Consider the following 908-nt stretch of genomic DNA (forward strand, 5'->3'; position numbering starts at 1 on the left):
CGGCTTTTCAGCCCGTCCAGCTCAATCTACAGCCATCGACCGGTACCGAGCGCAGAGATGACCGAGCAGATGACCGTGCGAGGGACCCTGAAGGGCCACAACGGCTGGGTGACCCAGATCGCCACGACTCCGCAGTTTCCAGACATGATTCTGTCCGCGTCCCGAGATAAGACCGTCATCATGTGGAAACTCACCCGTGATGAGACCAACTACGGTATTCCTCAGCGAGCCCTGCGCGGACACTCACACTTCGTGAGCGATGTGGTCATCTCATCAGACGGTCAGTTTGCGCTGTCCGGCTCGTGGGACGGCACTCTGCGTCTGTGGGACCTCACCACTGGAACCACGACCCGTCGTTTTGTGGGTCACACCAAAGACGTGCTGAGCGTGGCCTTCTCCGCTGATAACCGGCAGATCGTGTCCGGCTCTCGGGACAAGACCATCAAGCTGTGGAACACCCTGGGCGTCTGCAAGTACACCATTCAGGACGAGAGTCACACCGAGTGGGTTTCCTGCGTCCGTTTCTCCCCGAACAGCAGTAACCCCATCATCGTCTCCTGCGGCTGGGACAAGATGGTCAAGGTGTGGAATCTGGCCAACTGCAAGCTGAAGACCAATCACATCGGACACACCGGATTCCTGAACACCGTCACCGTGTCCCCTGATGGCTCCCTCTGTGCGTCTGGAGGAAAGGATGGACAAGCCATGCTTTGGGATCTAAACGAAGGCAAGCATCTTTACACGCTGGACGGCGGTGACACGATCAATGCTCTCTGCTTCAGTCCCAACAGATACTGGCTGTGTGCCGCCACAGGGCCGAGCATCAAGATCTGGGATCTGGAGGGAAAGATCATTGTTGATGAGCTCAGACAGGAAGTCATCACCACCAACAGCAAGGCTGAGCCGCC

Annotated in this window: 1 protein-coding gene; it reads left to right on the forward strand. The window is 57.6% G+C overall.

What is annotated here, in order from left to right; all coding sequences use genetic code 11:
• Window positions 1-57: 57 nt before the first annotated feature.
• The coding region (locus tag H4O20_RS05585; RefSeq protein ID WP_185098542.1) for a WD40 repeat domain-containing protein at window positions 58-908 on the forward strand (851 nt) is incomplete at its 3' end.

The sequence above is a fragment of the Aequorivita sp. 609 genome (assembly GCF_014212065.1).
Classification (GTDB): Bacteria; Bacteroidota; Bacteroidia; order Flavobacteriales; family Flavobacteriaceae; genus Aequorivita; species Aequorivita sinensis.